A 25,861-nucleotide genomic window follows, 5' to 3' on the forward strand; every position below is an offset into this window, starting at 1 on the left:
AAAGCGAAAAAATTGGTTTTTACTATAATACAAAACAATTACGACCATTTGCTTTCGCTTGATACAGCTTATTATCAGCCTTTTCAAAATACTCGATAGCGACAAAATTTTGGTCCACTTCGCTCACCGCAACACCTGCACTGACCGTTACAACATTATGTGTGGAAGTCGGATGCGGGATGTCCAGCGCCAATATACTTTTTAGTATCTCTTGTGTTAGCTGCCTTGTCGACTCCAGATTGGTGTCTTTCGAGATAACAACAAACTCCTCTCCACCGTATCGCACAGCATTAGAATTTGCTCCGATGCTGTCTTGAATGGCTTTTGCCACTTGTTTCAAAACCGAATCACCTTTTAGATGACCAAATGCATCATTGTATTCCTTGAACTGGTCAATATCGATGACAATAAACGAGTATAAAACCTCGCCTGTCATTGACTCTAACTCTTTCATTGATACATCAAAATAGTTGCGATTATACAACCCTGTCAACGCATCTACTTGGGCTTTCTTCTCAGCATTAGACAGGTTTTTTTCAAATTCTTGAGAGGCTTTTTCACGCTCAGTGACATCAATGAACATAATAAGGTTAGAGTTTTTCCCTTCCCATAAAATATTGGTTCCATGCATATCGAACCACCTGTCTCTCACCACATCATGATAGCCACTTAACAAAACAACATTGCCTTCATTTAACTGACGTGGTTCTTTGGCCAAACTCGCTACGTTGTGTGGCAATTCATTCAGGAACGACAACTGCTTAATATGGAATAGGTCGGCAAACATGTCATTGTGGAACAAAACACTTTCATCCTGTACTACTGCTACACAAAGACTAGAGTAACGAATGACAGATTCTAATTGGCTACCAGTTTGTGCCAGCTGGACTTTCTGCAGCTCAATCGTATCCAAATAATCTTTGAGCTGGTACACCAGCCTTCCAATCTCATTACGTCGATCAAATGCTTCTAAATCTTCATCGGTAATGGCTTCTTTAGAAGATACAATTCCTTGTAAGTTAACCAGCTTTAAAAACAAACGCTGTCTTAAAATAAGGTACGCAACGAATGTGATACCAATCAGAGCTAAGATTGCGACAATCAATATGTTTCGGGATAAGCTTGCGCTTTTTTGCAGAGCATTGGCCTGTTGAGCAACACTTCTTTCTCGCTTTTTATAGATTCTTTGGCCGTAATCGACAATGTTCCCCATCAATATGCGATTTTGTGTATCCAAACTGATTAACTCTGTCTGAAGAGCCTCTCTTTGTTTAATAATACTTTCAAGGCCATCCTCGCCCGCTAAGATAAGTTCGACATCATACAGCAGTAATTTCCCTGAAGGAGAAACAACTTCATTGAGCTGTTCTAGATAGAAATGAATTTGTGCTAGCCCATGCTTTAATTCATAAACCTTCCCAACAGCTTTTAGGTTAGACACTTCTAACAGCAGTTGACGCCACATACCACCGCCGCCTTCCAAACTGGCTTCATCAATAAAAGCGCCGGTCAGTAAGTGTTTTGCCAGAAGAATGTCCGCATCAAAGCGCTCATCCAGCTCAAATGTTTGCTCCTTTTTTTCAATTAACAAACGTATGCCAGGTCGAACGCTATCAAGAATTTTTCGAAGCTCAAAAACCTCTTTGCTTTCTTCAAGCGAACTTAGGTTGTAAGAAATATCATTAATCAGCTCATTCGCATGAGAGATCAAAGTACGAGACTTCGCACCAGAAGTACTCGCGACAAGCTCAATTCCGATCGAAGACAATCGAGTGATGGTCAGCTGAGTCGTGGTTAAAATTTCTAAAATAGGAATGTGTGACTCAGCGTGTTCCTTCGCCACATCATTAAACTTCTCCATTTGGTAAATAAGTAACGTACTTATGCCGATCAGAAACACAACGATGACGGAAAAAACAAATCCAATTAACCATCTAAGGCTATGAAAAAAGCGTATTTCTTGATTCATTGAGATTTTGCCTTGATCTCAGAAAGAGACAAGCCTGAAACATCCACCAGCCGGCCTTCTCGTTTGGGTGCCACTTTCCCGTTTACATCTAAGTATTCAGACACAATGTTCCACATAAGTCTTTCTCTTACGGACACCTTATTGACCACTTGATCTTCGCGAATACGGTAACTATCACCACCATAACGAATGTAGTCTGGCACCGCCAATGTGTAAATATTGTCAGGGGAAAGATCCTCGCCATTTTGAGTGAGCTTAATCACACGTTCGCCAACAGGTTTAGACAGATCGTATTGAGCTTCAAAGCCCGAAATCTGAAAAAAAGCGCCGTGACGTTTGTCTACTCGACTGACAGAATGTTCCATCAAGGTAAATAGTTCATCTCGCGTCACATTGAGAACATAAAGACTTCCACCAAAAGGCAGTTCTGTTTGAATGTCTTTATACTTTAACCTATACCCTTTGTGGTATTCTCGGTTTCCCCTAATCGATCCACTGTTTATCGCCGCAAAGTCGGTTTCGACTTCTTCTCTGATTGCATCGGCAAAAAGGTTACCTAGTGCGGACTCACCCGAACGTAAATTTGATTTAAGCGTATTCGCATCAACTTGTAACACAGCAAGTTCCCGTTCCAGTATCAACTCTAATCGACCAAGGTATTTACTCAGCGAAGCTTGCAACTCAGAGTCTTCTTCGAAATTTGAAATAGAGTCAATTTTAGCAACAGGCTTTTTTCCTATCTCCCAGTCGATAACAGCAACCTCACCATCTGCTCCACCACTCGATACGGAAAGAACGCTTTCGTCTTGAATTTTGTCTTTCGCTTCTTCTGCGAACAAAACTAGGTCGACATCATTAGCCAATTCAGAAAGCCCCGTCGGTAGGGCTGAATGCTCGGCGATCAACACCACGGCCTTTGCACCACGGCGTTTTAAATCTTGAGCCAACTTCTTAGCCGTTTTTATTGGAGACATCACTTCCACATCGCGTGTTAAATAGATATTTTTTATGGTTTTATCTATCACGGAAACGAAACCAATTATCCCTTCTTTGGTCGGATACAAATACTTATCGACCGTACCTTCAATATGTCGGCCAGTCCTCTCATCAATCAAATTACTTTGCAACATAGGAAATTCAGCTTCAAATGTACGCAATGTCAATTGATCAACTCCTTGCTGAAATTCCCTCTGATTTACAGCAAAAATATCCGTACCAATGACATTCAAAAGATCAACCATATGGACGCCATTGTCATAAACGGAAAGCGCATTTGGAAATAAGCTGTCGCCACCATGAACAAAAATGACATCGTCGTCGGCTTGCTGACGATACGACTTAATATAGGATCCCAGTTTACCAATAGAATACGCACCGTCGGTTTCAAAGAGGTTAGGGATATTTGAAGTAAATAAAATAGTGAGCGAAAAGCTCTTGGTCGAAATGAGAGCGCACGAGGTGAATACAATAGCAAAAATGACTCGCTTGATGTCTCTTAAACAGCTTCTCATACACGCTCCAACATGGGTATCGTCCTTAGAAGTGTAAACCGCTTAAAGAAGCATTAAAACAACTGTCAGGAAACTCTCAGTAAACTATTGTAATAAATTTATGTTATTTCTCTGTTTAAAAGTCAAACAATCAAATAACGGCACACTACTTTCGTTTTTTGCAACGATAATGAGATCAGCGATTTCAGCGACCTCATAACCGTCTTCACTTTGTGTTACGTATTTCGGAAAAGTTATAAACTCATTTACATCAAGAGAACTGATTCAGAGAATTCGTTTACTTATCAAGATGCATAAACACGTTCGGATCATCGGTGATGACTGAGTCCATACCCCAGCGCCAATGTTGCTCCGCTAAAGACACTGAATTGATGGTGTAACACAACAATTTATAACCCGCTTGTTTGATGTCGTTTGCTTGCGATTCTGTTAAAAGCGCATAATCACAGTGCAGACTAAAAGCGTCGATATCAGCAAGTTGTTCCTGCCAATTATTAGGTATTGATTCGTACAATTGCCCTAGATGTCGACTCGAATCCATCTCATGGCACATAACAAGTGCAGCATGATTAAAGCTTGAAATAATCAGTTTTTCATTATCTTGCCACTGTTCTTGAAGCGCCTTGATGACATTCGGAACGATCTGATCAATATCAACATCATCATGCTTTATTTCAAGATTCAAACCTAAACCTAGCGATTGAATGCAATCCAACGCCTCGGTTAGTGTCGGTATGACTTCCCCCTCATAATCTGGAGAAAACCAACTACCTGCGTCTAGGCTCGCTATGTATTCCAAATTTGCAGCTCTTAGCTTGCCTGATCCGGTTGAACAACGATCCAGAGTTTCATCATGAAAGATTACCAGTGCGCCATCCGCAATCAACGACACATCAATCTCAACCCATTTTACACCAGAAGCGGCCGCGGCTTTAATGGCGGCCAGTGTATTTTCTGGCGCGAGCGACGCTGCGCCACGATGCCCTATCACTTTCGTTAGTTGCATAATGAGTCCACCCATTATCACGTTTGAGAATTGAACGTATGTCGCCCTTTGACGCGGGTTTTAAACCAAATACGTTCGCCGCAAGGAGGATTATGCGCGCCCAATATGCGAATCGCCACCGTTTGTTATAAAGGAGTCCTTTAGATGCTATGAGCGTCGTATTAAAAACGGTAGGTAAGTAGGATTATCTCATTCAACGAGACAACATTTTATCGACAATCTCGGAACTCTAATTTATAGAGCGGCAGTCAACCACGCTATGTCATTTAGACACTATTGTCTTATAAAAAAGAGAGTTAGGTGAGCGGCTAAAATTCGAATTCTAGGCGCATCTCTCCTTCTAAGGCTTCAAAACTACGCCTTAAATCCGCTTTGAAAATAAGCACATCTTCAATAGTTTTGGCCCTTGCGGCTAACTCTAATTTCTTTGCTAAGCTCGGAAGATGCAGGCTTGATACTTCTGAGCTTGCGCCTTTTACTTTATGAGCAAATGAAGCGACGTCATCCCAATTCTCAGCTTCGGTAGCACTCTCAATTTTATCCAAAAAAGCATACGTCTCATTCAAAAATTCGGAGACGACTACTTTCATCAACTCAGTGTTCTCACCAAGCCGCCATTTAAAATCACTGTAATCAAATTGTGTTGTTGTTATCGTCATACCTGTTCCTCATCGCCAGAGCGAAGCCATTGTTCCAGTACTTCCTCTATCCTTTTCTTCGAGATAGGTTTGGGTACATGACCATTCATTCCAGCTTGAATGCACTTTTCGTCGTCCCCTTTCATCGCGTTGGCACTTAATGCCACTATTGGTACGTTTGAACTGGTTACACTGCCTTTTGGTAGCTGCCTAATTCGTCTTGTCGCTTCATACCCATCCATCACTGGCATTTGGCAATCCATAAAAATAAGGTGATATTTGTTGGCTTGCACTTTTTCAAGCGCTTCTTGACCATTCTCAGCAATATCAACCGTGATACCAAACAAACCAATTATGCCTTTCCCGACAATTTGATTAGTGTGATTGTCCTCAACCAGAAGCACATTTCCAGTAAGTTCGATGCGCTCGGCATTCCTTTGGTTAACCGGATCTGCCACAGTGTTTGTTCGGTCTAGCTGACAAATACTGTCCCACAGTGCGGTTTCCTGCACGGGTTTTAACAATGACACAACATTTTGCTCACGATCATTGTTGGTTCTAAGTTCTCTAGCACACAACACCACCACTTTTTTGCTTGCTTGTTCTTGTGCGAGTTTGGAAGCATTATTATATTCCTTAAACGACTCCCAAACTTCCTCGTCTACTACAAACAGTGTAGACCCTTCGTTTAAAAAATGATCATCTGATTGATCTTTGATGTAAATGTTTGATGCATGCCAACGTTCAAATACTTTTTCTAGATAATGAGCAAGCGTACTATTTGATACGCAAATCAATACGGACTGCCCTATTAACGATCGCTCAGGATGTGAAGAAAGCTCTCGCCCGTCAAATGGAGCTTCAAAGATAAACGTCGAGCCAACACCGAGTTCGCTTTCCACACGAACATCACCGTCCATCATCCCCGCAATTTCCTTACATATAGACAAACCTAACCCCGTTCCACCATACAAACGGGTTGTCGAACTGTCTGCTTGTTTAAAACGCTGAAACAATTGATTGATTTGCTCGTCTGAAAGACCTATTCCAGTGTCTGACACCCTCATAGAAACCCAATATTTGCCCTCATCATATCGACTAGTAATCGATAAACTCACTTCACCTTTGTGAGTAAACTTCAGGGCATTACCTAACAGATTCAGAATAATTTGCCGAATCCTAAGTTGATCGCCTAGCACCTCAATAAACGGGAGAGGCTCGGCTGGAACATTGAGTACTAGATTTTTTTCCAGTGCTTTTGCTCTTAATAAATCGCCTGTTTCTTGCGTCAGTTCCAAAAGAGACACAGGCTTTTTATCCAAAATAAAACTGCCCGCTTCGATCTTAGATAAATCGAGAATGTCATTGATTATTTCTAATAACGTCAGAGCACTTTGTCTGGATATCTCTAAAAGACCCCGTTGCTCTTTTTCAATAGATGCATTTTGAAGAACAAGCGTAAGAGATCCAATAACACCGTTTAGAGGTGTTCTAATTTCGTGACTCATATTCGCCAAAAAGTCGCTTTTGGCTCGATTGGCCTCTTCTGCTTCGGCTTTAGCGATCTTCAATTTTTCACGAGATTGGCTAAGGGACTCATTACTTTTGCGTAAGGCTTTGGTGCGCTCTAAAACCTGATGCTCAATTTGTGCGGTATGACTATAAATGAGGATAATTAACCAGCCAACGAGGCCAGAAACAAGAACCCCCCCCGCGATCGCTAAGTGTAAGTTCCAAGGAGGATAGATAAACGCATTATTGTTTATTTTTATCATTCTCCACGTATGCCCGCCAATAGGGATGTCCGTAGAATAAATGGTTCTAATATTCCCATTTCGTTCATCTTCAAGCAGTTTACTTGCGTCGCTATAGCTGTCTCCTCTGCGGATCAAAATATAAGGAGAACCGTCTGTCTTTCTATCAACCAAATAAAACTCAGAACTCACTAATTGACTTTGGGTAATGGCTAACTCAGCCAGCTCTTTGACTCTTAGCGCCGCTGTCGCATAGGCATAGAGATACTCTTCACCCTTCTCGTCTGTCAGAAAAATAGGGAAAAAAAGTAATACCGCCAATTCTTTTTGGACTAAATCCAAAGCCTGCGTAGGGTAGGCTGAATTGATGTCTCGTGCTTTATCAAGCGCATATCGGCGATCAGTTTGAGAGTAAACATCGTACCCTAACGCCCGCTCATTTCCACTCATAGGATATAGATAAGACACAACAACATGACGCTCAGCAGGAATGCTAGGAATGAGGTTTCCTGAAGAATCGCTTTGAGTCACTACAAATGAAAACGGCTCGTAATATGGCGAAAAACGTTTTGTTAGCGTCTCAATTTCATCGCCATTGATGACTAAATTCAGAGAAAGGGCTTGCATTGAATTTTCATACCTTAGCGTTTCCCGAGCGAACGTCGCAAACTCTTGAGGAGTAACATTCTCACTGCCTTTCACATAACTTGCGATCGAACTGAGTGCGCTGATCGTTCCTTGCGCACGACGTGTTAATGTCGCAGCAGAAAACTTAGCATTGTTTTCAAATTCGGTTTGCTGCTTAGTAAGCTCCGCCTCATAGATCATGTGAGACGCAAAAATTGTTAGTAATGTAATAAGCGTAAAGGCACTTGCAATTTGCCGAGGATTTGAAAAGTGTGTTCCAGAAAACTGAGGAAAAAAAATCGCAATCCAGGGGACAAAGAAGGCGACACCAATCACTTCCCCCAACCACCAATTGAAACCACTTATCAACAAAAATTGCGGTTCAACAAGACCAAAACTGTATAAAGAAAGCGTGGCTAGAATTGCACTAAACAAACACGACACGGGGCCTGCAATAAAAATAAATTTAAGTGCATATCGGGCATCGGAAAAAGCTCTTTTGTAAAAAGGCCGTGTAAAGTGTTGGGAAATTTTAACCTGAACTAAAACGCTAACTGAAATACATAAAGCAAGAGCAATAGAGCTGCTCCCGTAGTTTACTGAAGAGATATAAAGATGAAGTAGAAAGGCACCGAGTGCCACCCCCAACAAGGCCGCGTTACCAAACATCAATACCGCGATGACAGCCAAGCCCGTAGAAGGCCACACAATCGCGGCATATTCAGGTGATATCGAAAAATACTGCCCGACAAAACCCAATAAGAAATACAGCGTGGAAGAACCGAAAACAACCCGTAACGTCTTTAACATCCTGAGATATGCCCTTAAATTAGTATCTACGCCTACTTATTATCTAAGTGGGTAAATGAAAAAAGTGCCAATATTTCTCGTTTGATTTTTGTTAATGCACGCTACGAGCTTCTAGAACAGATAACACTAATTGTTCGCTATGCTGCCTCCTTTAAGCGATATACTGTCTGCACAGATCTCAATGCTGCTTCCACTTAAAACCACCCCGCCCGATCCATTCAGTTCGATACTCGCATCGCCCTGCGTCAAGCTCAATGTCGAACCGTGGGTGTTTAAAGTGATGCCATTCTCTGATGAAAGCTGATAACTCCCATCCTGCACCTGAAGCTGATAGTCACCCGCATCAACGCTTTGATGTAAACCATTCGCAGTTTGAAAAACCATCGCACCTTCACTTGTGATAGTGACGTCTCCTTCTCGACTTTGAAGTCGCATCCCTTGCGCAGATGTTTGATCCAATGTTGTTCCGGATTGAATAATAACGTTCGATTCTTGAGTCATCAGCTCAAACGTTGTGTTAGCATTTATGGAAATGCTTTCCCCCGCCTGATAAGACTGCCCTTCACCACTTTTTATCAATGAAGACTTACCTGCCGTTAGCTGAATATCGCCTTCACTGGATTCAATCTCTATACGATGCCCATTGTTGGAAGCGTCAAGCCTCAATACATTTTTCTGTTCATTGGTTGTTAGTTCGATCCTCTCACTGTCATTGGTATCATCAAAAACAAGGCTATGCCCAGCTCGTGTTCTTATAATATTTTGATTCGGGTTTTGGCTGCTGACCAAAACCGAGGAGTCCTGATCTTGAATACAACCATGAATGACAGGCCGTTCAATATCGCCGTTTTCAAACTGCACGGATACTAAGGTACCCACTGCGAGCGGAAAGTGCATTCCTTGTTCACTTCCCCCCAAAGGTTGCGCGAGCCTGACAGGTGGGCTGGATACGCCTTCCGAGTCGGATCGACGATCAAACGCAAAACGAATTCGATAACAGCCTTTCTCATCGAGTTCACTGGTTGTCATTGCCGTCAATGCTAATTGAACAGGTGTACGTGGAACATACTCTGGCACAAATTCAACTCCGGCTGGAACGGCAATAAATCGGCACCGAAAGCCTTTAGCATTCGCATCGGAACCATTTGCAATTAAGTTTCCTTGAGAGCCAGACAAGGACACTTCCAATACACGATATTGTCCAATAAGTTCGCCAGATGAACTTGAAACGTTTATCAAAACACCCGGTGCAATGGTTCGACAATTGGATTCAAATAAACAATGATTATTCAGACAGTCTTTTGCTTGTAAAAATCGCCTAGCGAGTTGTTTTCCTTGATTGGCAGTTGAATAATTAAGCCCCCACAACTCCGTTTTTAGCGATATATCGCTCTCTGACGAAGCGGTATCGATAGACTCGCTGACACGTAAATTTTGATTATGCCATGGGAAAGTATCATTCAACTCTAAGCGGGATACGGCTCTCTGAGTTTGGCTGTCTTGTTTATAAATATGCTCAGAATCTTTCGCCGCTCCCACATTCTCCAGTAAAGGTAACGTTAGTGTACTTTCACTCTGAGACGTTTGAGTAATGCGGTCACACAGCTGGATATGAGTCGTTCCTTCATTTTGATGAAGATTAATAAACACGCCTTCTTTTGCCAAAATTCGAGTAAGGAAATCCAGATCGCTTTCCTGGAATTGAATACAAATAGGCAATATGTCCGTGTCACTGCATAGAGCTTCAACCTGAGCAGACCCATTTATATCCTGCTTCAACACCTCTTTCGCAATATTTAACGCGCTTTTGTCGGTAAATACTCGATTATGCTGTTGTTCGGACAGCAAGGATAAAACTGATGAGAGAGTAAACGTGTATTCAGTAAATCCATCGTTTAATAGCCCTGTAACCCGAACGCTCGACACCAGCCCGTGAATAGGCCGCAATGTGCCATTGGAAAAAATATTTAAGGTCGCAGATTTATTCAGAAGATACTTTGCATCCACCGCTTCAACGCTTACAACCTTCACCGTTAATTGGTGATCCCTACTAAACCCCCACCGCTCTATATCGAACGACAACACCATAAATTGATCTTGCGGAAAGTCAGCCAGAGATAAAAAATATTGACGAGCATCAGCGGATCCAAACTCTTTGAATTTTCGCCTGATTTCAGAAAGAGAAAATTCCATTCTTACGCCTCAATTACTTCGTCAGTGCATTCATTCTTTGAGTGATCCGTTTGTTTATCTAGAAAAATTACATCGATGGCACCGTTCTCGCTGGCGGTCATTTGTAAAATGTCCGGTAAATCAGACTCGACCAAATACTGCAGTATCTCATTCGCAATTTTCGATGACAGCAATGATTCAATACGTTGGTTAATAAGTCTCGCCCCGGCATTGCTTTCCTGACACAGCGATAACAACAACTCGAGTGCTGACGTATCACAGCGTAGTTCCATTTTGTATTCTGACATTAAGCGTTCAGCAAGCTTGTCCAACTTATGTGTCACTATGGCTTTCAATGATTCTTGATTTAACGAAACAAACGGCACAATTTTCATTCGTGCTGCAAGCGCCGGCGCGAAGTGGTTGCTAATAATAGGCTGAATAAGCGCTTCCAGCTCTGATATTGAAGGCGCGACTGAAGGAACCACACTGTCACTTCCTTCCTCGTTTTCACCTTCTAATGTTGTCTCATGATCTAATGAGGTTGGCTCTGAAATTTCGGACGCCTCAATCGTCATCTTTTGAGACATCGATTCTAAAATAAGCTCTGACCCCAAATTTGAAGTCATCAATATGATCGTGTTTTTAAAGTCAATTTCTCGACCTTCTCCATCACGCATCACCCCTTGATCGAACACTTGATAGAAGACGTTCATCACATCAACATGGGCTTTCTCAACTTCATCTAACAAGACTACGGAGTACGGTTTTTGTCGAACGGCTTCCGTCAACAAACCACCCTGCCCATAACCCACATACCCCGGAGGAGATCCTTTCAACTGAGAGACGGTATGCGCTTCTTGATATTCACTCATATTGATCGTAATAAGTGAGCGCTCACTTCCAAACAGATGTTCCGCTATTTTTTTTGCGGTTTCAGTTTTACCAACACCACTGGGGCCAGCTAATAAAAAAACGCCCTGCGGCCCCTCAGAAAAGCGTAATTTGGCTTTATTCGCTCTAAGGTTTTGACCAATACTTCGAATTGCATCGTCTTGCCCGATGATGTCTTCGCCTAACGAGGCTTCAAATGTCAGAAGATTCTGAAGGTCATCTCGAACCATGCTACCAACGGGAATACCCGTCCAATCAGCAATAACATCGGCAATGGAGGTGGCATTAACCTCTGAGTGCACAGATAAACCTGCGGTCGATTTTTCTTGCTCTTCTTGCAATAGCTTCCGCAATGAGTACGCCCGATGTTTCAACCTTTCATCGTGTTCGACATGTTCAACTGAGCGTTGGATTTCTTCAACAAGCTGATTTTGCTTCTCCCAACTGCCTTCGAATGCAACAATCTCTGATTGTACTTTTTCCAGCTCCTCGCTTAATTCAGCACTTAGATCTAAGTCGCTTTCTAATCCTTGATCAAACTCTTTTTCAAGTCCGGCTATTCGATCCTCTAAATACTGAGCTTTTGCCTGTAACCCTTCCAATAGCTGCGGAGGAACAGCCTGCCCCATTTGAACGCGAGCCGCTGCGGTATCAATTAAGTCGATTGCCTTGTCAGGCAGAAAACGACCACTTACGTAACGGTCTGACAATTCCACTGCCGCTTCAATTGCTTCATCTGCGATGCTGACATGATGGTGTCGCTCATACTTTGCTTTTAATAGAGTCAACATATGCTTTGCTGCGTCTAATGTCGGCTCGTCGACTTTCACCATCTGAAAGCGTCTGGCAAGCGCCGGATCACGCTCAAAGTACTGCTTGTATTCGGACCACGTAGTCGCAGCCACAGTCCTAAGCTCACCTCTTGCTAACGCGGGTTTTAGCAAATTCGCTGCATCAGCTAACCCAGCCTCTCCACCAGCACCAACCAACGTATGAGCTTCGTCAATAAACAACATGATGTCATCAGAATGAGCGACTTCATCAATGACTTGTTTCAAGCGTTTTTCGAACTCGCCTTTAACGCTTGCGCCGGCTTGCAACAACCCCAAATCAAGCACATGTATGCGCTTTTGTTTTAAAAAATCTGGCACATCACCATCGACAATGCGTTGCGCCAGACCTTCTACTACGGCGGTCTTACCGACACCCGGCTCCCCAACTAAAATAGGATTGTTTTTTCGTCTTCGACATAAGATATCTACGGTGTTTCGAATTTCTTTGTGCCGCCCACTAATTGGGTCTAGCTCGCCTTTTTGTGCCTTTTCCGTCAAATCGTTTGTAAAGCGTTCAATAGCACTGGAGGCGGATGACTGACTTGAGAATGACGAACGATAACGGTCGGACGCCGTATTAGGGTCGTCGATGGCTTTATCTTGATCTTCTTGGCTAAAATAACCTTGTTCATATTCGCTTGAACGTTCCGTAATACTTTCAACGTTGGATTTCAACATATCCAAATTAATACTGTTTAGCGCTCTGTAACTTCTGTAATGCGGCCAATTTTGCGAAAGGTGAATAAAGCTTTCGAGAATGGCCAAAGAGTCTATACCGATTAAAGTAGGGGGATTCGAACTTAATGATCGAGAAGAAGTCGGGCGTAACGTGCAGACTAAACAAGCGCGCTCTAAAAGTTGGTACACCTCTGCAGACAAAACCGCTTTGTTTTCATGGTGAACTCTTTGTTGATTCACATTATCGACAAGCTCTTGCCACAAGATATTTTGATCAACGGAAAAGTGGCGTAATGCACAGGCAAGATGGCTAGACTCACCTTTCATCTCACCTTCTTCTAATAATTTTAAGAGCAAATGTTCAGGGACGATTTCTCTGTGCCCTCTTGAATTTGCGAAACCAGCGGCCGCTTCTAATGCTCTACCACAAAGTGGGCTTAGCTTATCGATCAATACTCTCAGTGTTTGACTGTCCATAGTTTATTATTCCTCTCGGTATTCCCTTTGGCTTCCTGAACTTGATGTTAAATATTCCCAATTACACAACAATTATCTAAATGCGCTTATAGCTTTGATCACTGAACTCATACTCAATACTTTTATTGCTTTCCCCTAACACTAAGGGGGCCCCCAGCTTGCTCTCCCCACCGTTTGGGCCCAACTCAATTGACCGCATACCCTCAGCTCTAACACTGGCTTTTACACAATAAGAAACAAGCGGTGGCAGGCAGTATTCCAATACGGTTGATAGCTGCGTCGCGCGTACGCCCCCAGGCTTAAAATCTTCCAACTCGTCTAGGCTAACTACCCCTAGGCTGACTTTTACTGCTTGCCCAGAAACAGCTACACGACTCCCCAATAGCGTGTTCTCACCTAACGATAGCCATTCGCCTAACGGCAAAACTTGCTTTGTATCCACAAGCGTCACAACATCAGAAGACACGCTTAAACGGGGTATGGAAAGTGCATGTCTGAGAATATTTTCCACGACACACAAACTTTGCTTTCGGTTAGACAATGCACCAAGTGAAAATCCGACTCGCTGGGCTCTATCACTTAGTTGGCGTTCTTGAGTACTGTTTTCACGATATTTATTATTTTGAAGTGCAAGCTGCCCAGAAATGGCAAAACACATTCGAACAAATAAGTTTTCTTCGCCGACGCTAGTTAATGGCTGAAATTTTTGCCAGCTTTTATGCAGCAACCAATACGCATTTTGATTGAATACGTCCAAAAATGAAGCGATGCATTTGCCTGCCTCGGAGCCTTGCGTTACATCCTGTAAGAAATAGTGAGGAGTGGGCGCATCAACGCCATATAACCCGAAAAAAGACGCCTCTAAATGCCAATCTTTATTCTCACTCTGGACAAGCTTACGAACATCCGCAGCAGGAAACGACAACCAGTCGGAAGGTTTCAGTTTCAGCCAAGACGGCTTGTCCCTGGTCTTTATTTGCCCGTTCATTTTTAATAAAAGATCGAGCAATTGATGATAATCATATTCGCAAGCCGACTCACTGAGCCTTTGGGAATCTAACTCTCGATGCATAAACTTGCTTCCCAAAACCATTCCTTGTTTGAGGGAACAGCGGTGATTTTTGTTTCTATACGCTCCGATATATCGGCATAAGCACTAAAAAAGGCATGTAGAACAGAGCCAAAAAAATAGACATCGGCGCTGGAACTAAAGCCCGCTTCGCTAACGGTTAATTCGAAACAAATGATATTAAACAGAATGCCTTTTTTCACCCGCTGCTGACGAGTTTGAGTCAGCCCGTCTATACCTAAAATTCGGTTCTTATTTTCTTCAAGGCCACTCCAATCAAACAGCCCTAATAAAGCGCGAAGTTTATTTGCACTGTCCAGAAGGGTAAGGTTTTGAGACAGCATTGACACCAATTGCCAACCAAAATCATGATTTGACGGCGGCTCCATAACCTTGCTGGGTCTGGAGATATTGCGAACAGATACGGATTGCTCAATTTCTGGCGGTAATTCACAGACATCGCCAACATCTAAGTACTTTCTTGGATAATTGTTATTCGTCGCGGTTAACCCAATACTCAGAGTCTGCTCATCCATATTCTGTGGGCCCGCTAACGAAATGTAATGCTGCCACTTCCCCGTAGAGCTTCGCTTCAATTGTGCCATGAAGGTCGAATCTTGTTCCGACCGATAATCAAGCTTGTGTAGCGATTTATACTCAGTAACAGATCCCGTTTTTAAATCACGACTGGCAACCTCGGAAATCCAATAAGCGCTTGCTTGGCTCCCGCATTCCCTATCAACACTCACAAGAAAATCTGGGAGCTTAGAGCACGCTTTTATGGGTTCAGCTTCTGCTGGAAAAGTATTAATTCCAGATACACTGTTAAGTCGAAACGTTTGTCGATCCACCTTATGCGTCGATGGCAAAAAAACATCTGTCTGTATCGTTACCGTTAACCTTTGAGCACTGTCTTCAAGCAGCGAATAATCTAAGTTCGTTAATTCAATGAACATAAAGCGATCACGTGCGTTAAAGTAATCAAACAAAATGTTATAAGCTGCGTGACCTTGCTCATAGCTTGGAAGAGTATTCGCGTCGATGCTCAGCCGAGAAGCCGAAATGGCAGCGTCGCCCTGTCTATCGTTAATTTCTAAACCATACATGGCTGTGGCATTGGTCAACGCTTCATAAAGAACATATGCAAGTGAGCGGTCACAATTCAGGAACATAGGAAGGCGTTTAACTTGAATATCAGCCCACGCAACACCGACATTTTTCTCTAATTCGATAACCAGCTTCGTTCCTCGTCCCAACACGTCAGTCGCTTTAATATCCTGTATTTGAAACGGAACAAGCTCGATATCCGAAGTCGTTTGAAAGTGACACTTTATGTCATCGGGCCCTTTATATTGAGACGAAATAACTGTTCCTTTAGGAAGGCCAACCACACTGTTTGAGACATTTGAACTGGAAAACTCAAGCACCAGATGAGATGGAAACGGTCGACATAGTGATGGAGCAAGTTGATCTAGAAGGCTTTGGCTAAGCTCAGGTACAGAGTCATCTAATCGCTCACGTATCTTTGAAGTCAGAAACGCCATACCTTCGAGAAGTCGCTCAACATACGGATCTCGATCTCGAACGGCACTGAGGCTCAACATCGCAGCTTGTTCTGGGTAAGCCTTAGCAAACTCCTGCGACTCTTCTTTTAGTAAGCGTAACTCCGCCTCAAAATATTCCTTCAAACCGACCTTCCCTTGCGAACGTTTAAACTAATATCCATATTGATGTGAAACACTGGACGGATTTGCGACTTCTGCCGTTCCACTGCTTTTAAAATTTGTCTTGAAGGAAATCGCCTGTCCATTATGCGTCTTTCCCGTTATCCGAATAGACACAACACCCGAGTTCAAATCTCTGGGTAGCGGTATAACATGAACCCCCGTCAGCCGAGGTTCGTATTTTTCCACGATTTTTTTGACGGCAATTGCGATATCATCCTCAGAGTACGGTAAGGCTTGATAGAGTTTATTTAAATCAGGCATTCCATAATCCGGCAAATGCGACAAACTACCTTGCCTCGCATTTAACAGCCTGACCAGATGATCGTGAATGCTCATTAGATAATCTTCATACGCCGGAAAATCACTGAGCTGTGACCCCGTCATATGTTGCTGACTCAACACTTCATACAATGACAGCACAATACGTCCCTGTAATTAATACGCTGTACCGATCCAAATGCGAAAAAAGGGCGCGCTTTCGCGCACCCCCGAGCAATTGGACTCAAGGAAAAGGAAGTCGAGTATTATCGACCTTCAATCCATGAATCAGAAAACTCAATGTTGCCATCTAGGAACGTCCAAGTGATTTTCTGATAACGAATCGCTATTTCCTCTAGGTGAGGGTAACGCTCTTTATCAAGATCCTTAACGTTTGCCATAGTTGGACTAACGGACGTCACTTTTACACCCTCAAGTGTATGACGGAAGTACTCGACCTCAGTCCCAGTTTCATCGATTTTATACCAGCTAAGCACGAGGCTATTCAGCGTTTGACCGTTACTGCACGCCTTGTAAAGATACGGAGTCGCAGCGTCATACGCTTTCGTGATAATCAAAGGTTCGTGTTTACGAGTGCCTGTTAACTCACCAGTATCTCGGTCAGTAGGAATGCGAAGTTCGTGATCAAAAGCAAGAATTTCGATTGAACCTTCACGCCCCGCAACTGTTACAGAACCCTGTACGTCGTTACCTTGATCATCCGTAAGCCACATGTAAGCAGGAATTGCCATTAAATATCTCCTTATATTAATTTCCAAAAAATAAATGTTGTGTATTTCTTAGAGAAATACATTCCCAACGCACAACAAGAATATTGCACGCCAACGTTTGAGAATTCTTTGAAAAGCAGACGATGGAGGGGGATTGATATCCGAAGTACTCCGTACTCTCCTCACCGTCGCGCTTGTAAATTTAGTCCATTAAACTTCTGGCATTTGAGAAACAAGTGAAAGCTTCACATCGACGCCTTCGACTTGAAAATGCGGTTGCACATGCATGTTTACAAAGTAGTATCCCGGATTATCTTCAGACTCACTTACGAACACACGCCCATCTTTTAGAGGATGAGTTGCAGCAAGTTCTGGATCAGGATTGTTCATCTTCGTTACCAAGCCCTGTAACCACGCATTAAGCTCGTTTTCGAGATCCTGACGAGATTTCAAAGAGCCGATATTTTCGCGCTGCAAAATCTTTAAGTACTGAGCAATACGAGACACTAAAAAGATATATGGCAACCTCGAATTGATTCGGGCGTTTGCCGTATCTTCAGCTTCGTCACACTCCATAGGTCTCTGTGATGAATTCGCAGAGAAGAAACAAGCATAATCGCTGTTTTTATAATAACTCAGCGGGATGAACCCATGATCTGCAAATTCCAGTTCCTTCGTTTCTGAAATCAGAACTTCAGTCGGGATTTTAGACTCGGTACCGCGACCAGACTGGTAAAAGTGTATTGGCAACTTATCCAATTTACCGCCAGATTCAGGTCCGCGAATATTGACAGTCCAACCATTTTTCTTAAAGCTACGAGTCATGTTTGCTGCGAAAGCAAATGCAGAATTCCCCCATAAATAGCGATTATGCTGCTCGCCTTTAACGCCCTCACGATAGTTAAAAGAACGAATGGGGTTTTCTTCTCCGTAAGGTAAACGCAACAGAAAACGCGGAAAAACTAACCCGACATAGCGAGAATCTTCCGTTTCACGAAAGCCTTTCCATCGAATGTATTCAGCACGGTCCATATAGGTACCGATATCCTGAATTTTAGGAATTTCTTCGACGCTTTCCTTATCAAAAAACTCTGGGCCAATCGCACTGATGAATGGACAATGTGCAGCACTGGCTACTTTCGACACTTCAGTTAACAACTCAACGTCAGCTCCCGTACGATCAAACTCGAAATTAGCAATCATTGCCGTAACAGGCTCACCACCAGGTGTATCGTATTCCTGAGTATAAATTTGATCGAATAAGCCCGATTGAGTCGTATCAGGAGACTCTTCAAAGTCTTCTCTAAGCGACTCTTTAGTACAGTCCAATAGCTCAATTTTCATATTCGCTTTAAAATCTGTACGGTCGACCAAAAACTTAAGACCTCGCCACGATGACTCCACTTTCTGGAAATCTTTGTGATGCAGCACTTCGTCTAATTGCGCACTTATTACGCTGTCGATGGTCGCGATATACTGGTCTAAAAGCGTCTTATCAATGCGCTCAATTTGTGTGCCCGACTCCAACGCTAGCTCAAAGAATACTTTCAGTGCTGCTGTGATACGCTCATTTGTATCGACCTCAGCCATGTGCTTAGGGTTTTGAAATTTATTAATGTCTACCGGTGCGTCTACCGGATCCATTTGAATCAAGCCACACAATCGTTGGTAAACCGAATCCTCAGCAAATTCGACGCTATGAGTTCCCGCAGATACAGTTTCTTGTACAGACATTATTGAGCTCCCTCAGCGTTTTCCAAAGAGCGTTCTTCTACTAACGCTTTCAACTCGGTTTTCAGCGCATCCATATCTGGCTGAGTATTTAAAATACGCTCTACTTCTTTTCGTAACGTCGCATTGTCCAGCAAGTTCGATTTAAGATCTTTTAACAGATTTCGCATGGATAACAGATCACTCAGTTCAGGAATCTGAGCGGCAACCTGCTCAGGGTGGAAAGAATCAAAGCGAGAGGCTGTAAGGTTTACAGAAATATCACCTGCACCCTCTTTTATTCTATTTGGCACAGCAAATTCCATTTTCGGTGCCATATTCGCAATCACCTTCTCTAGGTTATTGCCATTAATATTAATTCGCTCACGCTCCATCAGCTCACCGTCTGACTGTCCATTACTAAAATCACCAACGACCAGCAACTTCATGGGTAATTCTTTTTTCTTTTTACCGCTGCCGCTGTCTAAATCCAGCGCGATATTAACGCGAGCGCGAGGTATTTCGCTTTGAAAACTATCCGACATATTCCCTTCCTTAAAATGATATTCCATTGAACAAAATGGGCATTTTAGCCACTGATCACAACCAATCTACCGCCAAAGAAACGTCTGTCGCACACATACGCGACTGTAAACGTAAGAGCTCTCTTTCAGTATGCGATTTACTTTCCTGATCGGAACTTTGTCCGATCACATCCTTCAACGCCAGATACTTTTGTCGCCAGATTTTCATCGCTAAATTTGGCAAAAGAACCGACGTATTCGTCTCATCTACTTGTTTATCCAAGGCGTCAAGTAACGCCAGAGCGGCGTCCGTTAACCCCTCTTCATAGCAAATACAAGCCTGTGCTAACTGAACTGTAAGCTGTTGTGCTATGTCTGAGCCTTGTTCTTTCTTCAGCCATGCGAGCGCCATGGCCAACCCTTTTTCTTCTTTTAGTGTGCGTGCTTTCGTCAAATAGTCATCTTGCTCTGCATTGTTCGAGCTTACTTTAAATTGGCTTTCTACTTGCTCATACCACGCCGCTCCCGCTCCAGTGAAGAAGCCCACACCATTTTCAAAACTGAGCCTTTTTAAATTTGGAAGTCGAGTTAATAATGCATGCACCAACAATTCAATGTTCACATAAACCGATTTCAAGCCCGCCTTCTGAGCACTGACGGCACTCCACCTCTGAATATCAAAACTAAACAGCCCACCTGACTCCATGAAAGCATCTTCGGCCGCTAAAAACGCCTCAATCCAATTTTCACTTTCATACGCGGCACGGATTTTATTAATACTTGCATCTCGCGGAGCGGGAACGCGTGTTTTATTGTTCTCATTTGCAGGCAATTTAAGGTCGCCCCACTTTACCGCCCGAGCAAGACAAACCATCGCACCATATTCCTGCTTGCTTCGATAATGCTTTAGCAACTGTCTATGCGTTTGTACAAGCTGTGCATCAGAAGAAATGACCTCAACACCCGCATTACTTTGTTTTATACCAGCCGCTTGATGTGAAGCAGGGCGTTGTGTTTTATTGTGTTCAAGATCACTGGTACCACTCGGCGAAGCGTTATTGTTTTTAGCTGAGCTGGATAACAAATTTTCTTTTTCTACGAGTTGTTTTTCAGTTTTAGCTAACCAAGTATTCAGGTCAGGCCAGCCAAAATCTTCAGTGTGTTTTTTTGCGAGCACGCATAACGCGTCAAACGCTTTTTTCAAATTTTGTGTCAACTTAAGCGACGGGGCATCGTCATTTTTTTGTACGAAAATTAATATTTTGCTTTGCAGAGGCCAAAGTAAAGCCATACGACGAGCTTTATCTTTCTCAGGAAAAAGTGCTCCGTCAAAGTTCTCTAACAGCTTTAGCAATAATAATATGCCTTTAAATAAGCCTAACGCGCCCTCAAGTTTACTTGCTGCAAGCAAGTAATATCCTGCCGCTCTCACGTCTTTTCCCACTTGGGTGATCACGTTCTCAGCCAGATCTTTTATTTGCTTATAATTAACGTCTTGCTTCTTCTCCACTTCGGCTTTTAATTCGATAAAAAGATCATCGTATCGAGGATCTACACCAGCCGCCGAAGGTTTGCCCTCAATGGGAGAGCAAAGCTGCTCAACCCATGACATCACTTCCGGATTCCACGCGATGTTCTCTTCCGAAAACATTTGCTCGGAGCTCATTTACCGTGTCCCCACGCAATAACCGCATCCAATAATAAAAGAGCGTTATTTGATAACATCTTTTCCGCCCAATTTTGATCAACACAATGATTAAAAACCGGTGTGTCGGTGCATTGCTCCCCTAAGAAAGCTTTGTTTAAACGACTCGGGGTTAATGGGCGATCCAAAATATACAGGTGAGAATTTGTTTCATGCATGGACCAAATAAAATCAGGGCGCCATTCTTTTCCTGCCAACAACAAAGATAACAATTGAAACCAAAATAAAAGACTCAATTTAGCGGATGAAGCCGGACCTAAGGGTAACGTCAACTCACCATTCGCACCTTGATTGATGTAACGATCCACTTTCGCATGCAACATTGCTAACGCCGTCGTTTTACACCTAATGTCGTTTCCTAAAATGCTTTCGATCCAACTTGTAAACGATGTCGTAACCATGCTTTCCATTGAGGCGGATTTAAGCTGTTTAACAGAAGGAGTCGTATCAATCTTCTCCAGATCTTTAAGCCAATCCAGCTGTTCACTATTAGGCAGAGCAACAGGTAATTGAGAAAGATCCAGTAAGCGTTGAGATTGACTCAACGAACTGTCAGCCACTTCAATGCTCTTGTTTGATAAAACTTGTTCAGCAGCAAACCACGCTAATGCAGGGCGAAAATACAAATCTGTTAACGTTAATCGAACAAAATAGCTAAAAGGGTATCGCCTTCCTAGGCGATCCGTACTGTCGTAAATTGCCCCCACAATAGTTTGTCGACCATGCCCTCCTACTAACGCAAATCCAACACTGTTCAGTCTTCGATCTTGATTACTTTGGCTTTCTTTTTGATCTAAATCCGTGACCCATTGCTTTAAACAATCATCAAGCTCCTGCGCTTCACGCGATGCAAGATTCTGACTTAAAAAGTCCGCATGGCTTGGCAATTTTCCTAGAAAACCAACAGACACAGCCGCAAGTCGATTTTTTTCAGCGTTAGCAGGTAGCTCATTTTGAGCATTTGCTTTGGATTTATCAGAACGAAAACCAAACATTATCTTGCTCCGAATAAGCGTTTCGGTAGCTCGAAATCACCGATTATGCTGGTATTGAGCACACTGCCTTCTCGATCTGCACGTATCCGATATTTAACCGATGTACTAGAAGTTCGCGCTAAGGAATCTGTCGTATCGCCTTCAAAATCCGCATTTAATTCAGCGCTCGAGTCATCATTCATCGGCCACTCTAGTTCAAACTCTGTTCCTCTAATGTGATGTACTATGGCTTTTTTGAGTAACCGGAGCAGTGCCCACTGGCCTGATTCTTCGAGCAATTCAGGATTGGAATCATAGGCAGTTTTTACTGTCACTTTCGCTCCACCTTGATTGTCGACGGGACGCCAAACAAACTCTCGCCACTCTTGTGGTTCATTACGATAGCGATAACGCTCTCCGTTCACCTCAAATAATGATTCCGTTACTCCCGGGACTGGTATTGGGTAAACGGCATACGACATTTTCATTTCAGTCGTACCTTGCTTAAATAAGGCTTGTGATATTCGATTTGCACCCGCTAAAGAATTGATAAATGAGCGATTCACCCCAAGCCCTTGTTTAAGCCAGGTTCGATTACGCCATTTATTGTTTGAGTAGCGTAAGAATGGCTCAAGCTCATCTTTAAAAAACAGCCAGAAATCACCCGAATCAGGCAATAAAAGACCTTGTACATCCAAGGGGGCAGCATCCACTACATTGTCTTTGAACGGAAAACGACCATGAATCTTATCTAAATAAGAAGCATATACACGACGTTCCCAATCTTGCTGAATTGCAGTTCTAGTGCTTGCTAGAATCGTCTTCCAAGCGTAGCTAAGCGGCGCTTTAAAAGGCTTACTCAACACCTTACTTTCCAAAGGGGACATTTCTAATAAAATGTTGTTGACCTGAATCCACGTACTGTACAGCTGACGCTTGCCTGCCGTTTGCCCTGTAATAAGAGAGCGCGCATAGGATTTTGCTTCTGCGTTGATATCGGCAGAGGCCAATATATACTCAAACTCTTCACTCAATGCCCCCATCGCGTCTTGGTAAAGCACTAAATTCGTATTTTCAGACACGCCTTTTTCAGGCTGAATGAGCGTCAACAGATCCGTGGCGGCAATTTCAAAATCGGGAATCAGCGGAATATCGATCGGTATTTGGTTTAAAGCACTGTCAGCGTGCTCTAAAAGGCCGTCGGCTTTTGCTTCGGTCTCTTCTGTATTTGCAAATTGCGCAAGCAACTGAACTTTATATTCAGGCTCAACAAGTGATATCTCGATCGCTATGCGATCAAACAGCGTTTTCCAAGGCGAGTTTTCAATACCTAATGCTTTTAATCCTTGAGTCGCTTCTGCGAGATTTTTGAATGAAGACACTTTGACAGAGCGTAAAAACTGACTCCATGCATGAGCATAATCATTAAAATAGCGCTTTCTAATGTCTTTACGAAGTGTATGAAGAACGGATTCGTCTATTTCAGCGGAAGCTGCCTGAGATACACCCAGTACCCAATCACCTTTACTGGCCACTTCAGATACGTCTTCAATCCTTTGTGAAACGTAATCAAACCACGCGCCTTGCGTAAAAATCCCATCAACAGACACATTGGAGTACATGACAGACAGTCCTGATTGACTCAAAACATCCGACAGTGACAAAGAAGGAAATCTGTTTTTTGCTTCTGCAATCAAGCGGCGATACAAAGCATCTGGATCTGCTTTTGTTGTTAGCTGAGATTGTGCAGTGGCGACTATATCTTCGGACTTTTCTGAAGCTGCTAGTAATAGCCAAGGGTTTTTATACCCTGGCGTATTTGTATTTGATTGATCGCCACGATGTCCTATGAAGCGTATTTCGCCCGTATTTAAGATACTCTCTGTTAAATACAGTTTTGCCATGTCTGAAAATAGCAACTGACGATCTTTAAAGTTCAAGCGAACTTCTGCGTCTTGATAAGATCGATACCACATGTCGCCAATTGCTTGGCTAACGAACCCCATATCAAATCGGTCTTGATTGCTTGTCAGCATAAGATACGTTTTCAGTGATACATAATAGTCATCTTGTATATTCTGACGCTGAGCTGCGTCCAATGCCGGCCATGATTTAACATACTCATCCAATGACGACAGCAATGTAGGCACCGCTTTTTGATGAATGGTATCCGCAATCGTATTTTCCAACAGCCTTTTGATGGCTTCGCCATGAGATTCAACAAAGCTGTATTGGTGTACAAGTTGAAGTGGCGAATAAGTTTGAATATTTTCAAGTTTTTGATATTGCTGATACATACCAACGATCGCATTTAAACGGTCAAGTTCTGACGACGTTGTATCATTGACTCGCTGCATCAGCGTTTTTACCTTCGCCTCGTAATCGGCAATGAGAAGCTGGTTGGCAGTATAAGTTGTAAACAACCCAATACCCGATACGGTTAAAACACCTAAGATAGAAAGAACCGTCGCTGTTTTGGCAAGGCGGCCTAATTTTTGGCGCTTTCGATTACCCCGTACCGCATCTTTTAAAGGGAAAATCACGTCTGAAAAAAGCTTATCGATAAAGTAACTTTGCTCTTTGTTTTTTGCTTTCGAAAACCGACGTCCGACTTTTGCGAACACGCTCTTTAGGGCATTGGAGCTGCGCTCCAATGTGTCGCCTTCTTGCGTACCGGAAGTAAAGTAGACACCGGCAAACCAAGGAGATTCATGGTAGGGGTTATCCTTAAAAAGGAGTCTTAATAATTCGTTTAATTTATCTACTGCGCCAGAAAACTGATTCGGGAACTGAAAGGCTTCAACTTTGTTCGTTGCATCGGTAGCCAGATTTACTTTTTGTATTGTTTGTTCTAACAGGCGCTCATACAAATCGTTTAATCGTGTTTCTACAACCGCTGCAATATCAACACTTTTGTTTTCTGTTTCCTCTAGCGTGTATATCCCCCAAGGACTCTTCGTTTCATTTGCACTAAGGTCATCGAAAAAGGCTTCAAAACCTTTAAGTTTATCTGCTTTCGTCACCACAATATAAATCGGAAAGGTCACACCCAATTCAGAAATCAACTCATGGAGGCGGTTCTTTAAATGCTTTACATGCGCTTCTAGTACTTCTCGCTCCGTTGTGAGAATTTCATCTAATGGAAGCGCCAGTATTAAGCCATTAATGGGCGCTTTTGATCGGCTGTCTTTTAGTACTCTTAAAAAGTTAATCCATTCATCATTGTTTTCATCTTCTGTATAGCGACCTGCGGTATCTATCAGAATCGCTCTATCGGAAAACCACCAATCACAGTCACGCGTCCCACCGATTCCCTGGAAATGAAAGCGCTGATCATCTTTTAATGGAAAATCCAGCCCTGAACGTGCGAATAGCGTGCTTTTCCCAGCTCCTGATGGCCCTATTACCATATACCAAGGGAGCGCATACAATGCTTTATCGCCTCGATATTGAGCACCAAGCTGGGATGACTTAAGCGCTTTCAATACATCTGAAATCTTGTCCTGAAACAACCCTGTCGTTTCATTTCCGCTTGCATTATCCAGTTGGCTTTTAAGTTTTTTAGTACGTAAAAAGAACACCAGCTTATGAATAAGACAGCCTAGAATAAAACACGCCAAGATAGCGGCCATTACTTGAAGCTTCAACGTCTCATCAGAAAGGCCAACTTTGCTTCCTAACAACCAAATCAGAAGTAATATTGCGCAAATGCCTGCCGACATACCAAACAGGCGCGACAGCAGCAAACCTTTAAGTAGGCTGCCAACGGAACTCTTAAACATCCTTGTTACCTT

General features: G+C 42.9%; 16 protein-coding genes. All 16 read right to left on the bottom strand.

All coding sequences use genetic code 11. The features are described from left to right. Positions 1-22: 22 nt before the first annotated feature. Positions 23-1,969: a GGDEF domain-containing protein gene (locus DFP79_RS16990; RefSeq protein ID WP_133505141.1), complete on the bottom strand. Its 1,947-nt coding sequence runs from the start codon at positions 1,967-1,969 to the stop codon at positions 23-25. Then, positions 1,966-3,480, bottom strand: coding sequence for a bifunctional metallophosphatase/5'-nucleotidase (locus DFP79_RS16995; protein WP_133505142.1), 1,515 nt, complete (start codon positions 3,478-3,480; stop codon positions 1,966-1,968). Before DFP79_RS16995 ends, DFP79_RS16990 begins: the two co-directional genes overlap by 4 nt. A 277-nt stretch (positions 3,481-3,757) precedes the next feature. Continuing rightward, complete coding sequence (locus tag DFP79_RS17000) at positions 3,758-4,486, bottom strand: glycerophosphoryl diester phosphodiesterase (RefSeq protein WP_133505143.1); 729 nt, start codon at positions 4,484-4,486, stop codon at positions 3,758-3,760. A 308-nt stretch (positions 4,487-4,794) separates the two neighbouring features. After that, entirely contained in the window at positions 4,795-5,145 is a 351-nt protein-coding gene (locus tag DFP79_RS17005; protein ID WP_133505144.1) for an Hpt domain-containing protein, read from the bottom strand. After that, entirely contained in the window at positions 5,142-8,315 is a 3,174-nt protein-coding gene (locus DFP79_RS17010; protein WP_133505145.1) for an ATP-binding protein, read from the bottom strand. The genes DFP79_RS17005 and DFP79_RS17010 overlap by 4 nt, the downstream gene beginning before the upstream one ends. Before the next feature lie 126 nt (positions 8,316-8,441). Further along, positions 8,442-10,508: a type VI secretion system Vgr family protein gene (locus DFP79_RS17015; protein ID WP_133505146.1), complete on the bottom strand. Its 2,067-nt coding sequence runs from the start codon at positions 10,506-10,508 to the stop codon at positions 8,442-8,444. Positions 10,509-10,510: 2 nt separating this feature from the next. Beyond that, positions 10,511-13,369, bottom strand: coding sequence for a type VI secretion system ATPase TssH (gene tssH / locus DFP79_RS17020; protein ID WP_133505147.1), 2,859 nt, complete (start codon positions 13,367-13,369; stop codon positions 10,511-10,513). Positions 13,370-13,445: 76 nt separating this feature from the next. Beyond that, positions 13,446-14,441, bottom strand: a complete 996-nt coding sequence (locus DFP79_RS17025) for a type VI secretion system baseplate subunit TssG (protein WP_166637730.1) — start codon at positions 14,439-14,441, stop codon at positions 13,446-13,448. Next, positions 14,426-16,126 (bottom strand): type VI secretion system baseplate subunit TssF, encoded by a 1,701-nt coding sequence (gene tssF / locus DFP79_RS17030; protein WP_133505149.1) that lies wholly within the window; start codon positions 16,124-16,126, stop codon positions 14,426-14,428. Before tssF ends, DFP79_RS17025 begins: the two co-directional genes overlap by 16 nt. A 27-nt stretch (positions 16,127-16,153) precedes the next feature. Beyond that, entirely contained in the window at positions 16,154-16,585 is a 432-nt protein-coding gene (gene tssE, locus DFP79_RS17035; protein WP_133505150.1) for a type VI secretion system baseplate subunit TssE, read from the bottom strand. Positions 16,586-16,689: 104 nt separating this feature from the next. Beyond that, positions 16,690-17,175 carry an Hcp family type VI secretion system effector gene (locus tag DFP79_RS17040; protein ID WP_013662783.1) on the bottom strand — a complete coding sequence of 162 codons (486 nt, stop codon included), beginning with the start codon at positions 17,173-17,175 and terminating at the stop codon, positions 16,690-16,692. Between the two features lie 189 nt (positions 17,176-17,364). Continuing rightward, complete coding sequence (gene tssC / locus DFP79_RS17045) at positions 17,365-18,888, bottom strand: type VI secretion system contractile sheath large subunit (RefSeq protein ID WP_133505151.1); 1,524 nt, start codon at positions 18,886-18,888, stop codon at positions 17,365-17,367. After that, positions 18,888-19,409 (bottom strand): type VI secretion system contractile sheath small subunit, encoded by a 522-nt coding sequence (gene tssB, locus DFP79_RS17050; RefSeq protein ID WP_133505152.1) that lies wholly within the window; start codon positions 19,407-19,409, stop codon positions 18,888-18,890. The genes tssC and tssB overlap by 1 nt, the downstream gene beginning before the upstream one ends. Positions 19,410-19,464: 55 nt before the next feature. After that, positions 19,465-21,054, bottom strand: coding sequence for a TssA family type VI secretion system protein (locus tag DFP79_RS17055; RefSeq protein ID WP_133505153.1), 1,590 nt, complete (start codon positions 21,052-21,054; stop codon positions 19,465-19,467). Next, positions 21,051-22,088, bottom strand: a complete 1,038-nt coding sequence (tagF, locus tag DFP79_RS17060) for a type VI secretion system-associated protein TagF (RefSeq protein ID WP_133505154.1) — start codon at positions 22,086-22,088, stop codon at positions 21,051-21,053. Before tagF ends, DFP79_RS17055 begins: the two co-directional genes overlap by 4 nt. Next, positions 22,088-25,849 carry a type VI secretion system membrane subunit TssM gene (gene tssM, locus DFP79_RS17065; RefSeq protein ID WP_133505155.1) on the bottom strand — a complete coding sequence of 1,254 codons (3,762 nt, stop codon included), beginning with the start codon at positions 25,847-25,849 and terminating at the stop codon, positions 22,088-22,090. Before tssM ends, tagF begins: the two co-directional genes overlap by 1 nt. Positions 25,850-25,861: the final 12 nt, after the last annotated feature.

Source organism: Marinomonas balearica (genome assembly GCF_004362145.1).
GTDB classification, from domain to species: domain Bacteria; phylum Pseudomonadota; class Gammaproteobacteria; order Pseudomonadales; family Marinomonadaceae; genus Marinomonas; species Marinomonas balearica.

Coding starts and splice junctions, on each gene's coding strand:
- DFP79_RS16990 (WP_133505141.1), bottom strand. CDS start 1,969: ATGAATCAAGAAATACGCTTTTTTCATAGCCTTAGATGGTTAATTGGA.
- DFP79_RS16995 (WP_133505142.1), bottom strand. CDS start 3,480: ATGAGAAGCTGTTTAAGAGACATCAAGCGAGTCATTTTTGCTATTGTA.
- DFP79_RS17000 (WP_133505143.1), bottom strand. CDS start 4,486: ATGCAACTAACGAAAGTGATAGGGCATCGTGGCGCAGCGTCGCTCGCG.
- DFP79_RS17005 (WP_133505144.1), bottom strand. CDS start 5,145: ATGACGATAACAACAACACAATTTGATTACAGTGATTTTAAATGGCGG.
- DFP79_RS17010 (WP_133505145.1), bottom strand. CDS start 8,315: ATGTTAAAGACGTTACGGGTTGTTTTCGGTTCTTCCACGCTGTATTTC.
- DFP79_RS17015 (WP_133505146.1), bottom strand. CDS start 10,508: ATGGAATTTTCTCTTTCTGAAATCAGGCGAAAATTCAAAGAGTTTGGA.
- tssH (WP_133505147.1), bottom strand. CDS start 13,369: ATGGACAGTCAAACACTGAGAGTATTGATCGATAAGCTAAGCCCACTT.
- DFP79_RS17025 (WP_166637730.1), bottom strand. CDS start 14,441: ATGCATCGAGAGTTAGATTCCCAAAGGCTCAGTGAGTCGGCTTGCGAA.
- DFP79_RS17040 (WP_013662783.1), bottom strand. CDS start 17,175: ATGGCAATTCCTGCTTACATGTGGCTTACGGATGATCAAGGTAACGAC.
- tssC (WP_133505151.1), bottom strand. CDS start 18,888: ATGTCTGTACAAGAAACTGTATCTGCGGGAACTCATAGCGTCGAATTT.
- tssB (WP_133505152.1), bottom strand. CDS start 19,409: ATGTCGGATAGTTTTCAAAGCGAAATACCTCGCGCTCGCGTTAATATC.
- DFP79_RS17055 (WP_133505153.1), bottom strand. CDS start 21,054: ATGAGCTCCGAGCAAATGTTTTCGGAAGAGAACATCGCGTGGAATCCG.
- tagF (WP_133505154.1), bottom strand. CDS start 22,088: ATGTTTGGTTTTCGTTCTGATAAATCCAAAGCAAATGCTCAAAATGAG.
- tssM (WP_133505155.1), bottom strand. CDS start 25,849: ATGTTTAAGAGTTCCGTTGGCAGCCTACTTAAAGGTTTGCTGCTGTCG.